We start from the raw sequence: 1,481 nt of genomic DNA on the forward strand, positions 1-1,481 counted from the left end.
TGGGATAAACAATTATCACAGCGATCGCATTTAAAGCCAACCGCTTATAGCACTATAGATTAAGGTTAGGACATTGATATATAGCATTTATCATAGCTATGATGTACAGAGATTTTGTCTCCTTATTACCAATTCCCTATTCCCTGTTCCCTACTCCCTACTCCCTGCTCTATAAGCTATTGCTACACTCAATGCTCGTTCTAAATCTAGCAAAAAAATCGTTAATTTTTCTGCTTCCGTTTCCGTAGCGTGGCCTTTTGGCCATTGCGATACAGCGACATAATTTGCCATACCAAGGAGATAGCTTTGACTGTAAGAGTCTGGCAATTTACGAATCGTTGATAAGGGTAAATCGATCATAGTCGGTAGCCTATCAAGCGGTATGGCGCAGGCTTCTCCCCTAGGAGTTTTAACGATGATCAAAAAATCGCCAACACTGGATAAATCCATAGGAGATTTTGTGACAGCAGCGGTTTTGTCTAAACTTTGATCTAGGCTTAGCTTAGCTTTACTAGGTTTGACCAGTATTGGTTTTAAAGGCAGCAGCGTCAAGGTTCGATTGTCTAGATGAATTAGTCTGTTATCCCTACTACTTTCCTTAATGTTGCTGGGAAAATCCCTAACGTTTAAGACGACTGTCATTGGTAACGCTAACCAATACTTAGCGATTTTAAAGACAATAACTCGGACTTTTTTCATCTCCTTACTCCCGAGTCCCGATTCCCTGTTCCCTGTTCTCTGTTCCCTTTGCTATATATAATTCATCCTTCATCCTTAACACGTTATTAATTGTTGCTAAAATCTCTTCATCTAAATACGGTTTAGTTAAATAAGCCATAGCCCCAAGTTCGGTAGCAAGTTGTTTGTATTTTTTTTGACTACGGGAGGTGAGCATAATAATAGGAATATCAGCTAAAGCTGGCTCTTGATGACTAAGACTCAAAAGCTCAAGACCGTTTAACCGTGGCATTTCTAAATCACAGATGATCAGATCAACACCATGACTTTTTCGCAATAGTTCTATCGCCTCTAAACCATCTTTAGCTTGCACCACCTGGTTACCATTCCGTTCGAGAATTAGGCTTAAATTTTGTCGCTCAGTAATGGAATCATCGACGACTAAAAAGGTTTTAGAAAGGTTACCATGAAGGTTAGCTGGTTGTTCGCGAAGCGTGGCCTTTTGGCCAAGGTTGGCTGGTTGAAGGTTAGCAGGTTGTTCGCGAAGCGTGGCCTTTTGGCCAAGGTTGGCTGAAGGTTGAAGGTTGGCTGGTTGAAGGTTAGTGTTGGTTGAAGGTTGAAGGTTGGCTGGTTGAAGGTTAGTGTTGGTTGAAGGTTGAAGGTTGGCTGGTTGAAGGTTAGTGTTGGTTGTTCGCGTAGCGTGGCCAACAACATTCAACCTGTTAACTTTCAACTCGGGAGAACTTTCAACATTCAACCTGCTAACCTTCAACTCGGGAGAACCTTGGCCTATTGGCCAAGGT

The 1,481-nt window shown here is 41.9% G+C and carries 2 protein-coding genes; both read right to left on the reverse strand.

Annotated elements, in window-relative coordinates; translation table 11 throughout:
* Positions 1-150: 150 nt before the first annotated feature.
* Entirely contained in the window at positions 151-699 is a 549-nt protein-coding gene (locus tag F6K49_RS48375; protein ID WP_293109794.1) for a hypothetical protein, read from the reverse strand.
* Between the two features lie 4 nt (positions 700-703).
* Positions 704-1,481 (reverse strand): response regulator (locus tag F6K49_RS48380; RefSeq protein WP_293109796.1); only part of this gene is annotated, 778 nt, incomplete at its 5' end.

The sequence above is a fragment of the Moorena sp. SIO3I6 genome (assembly GCF_010672095.1).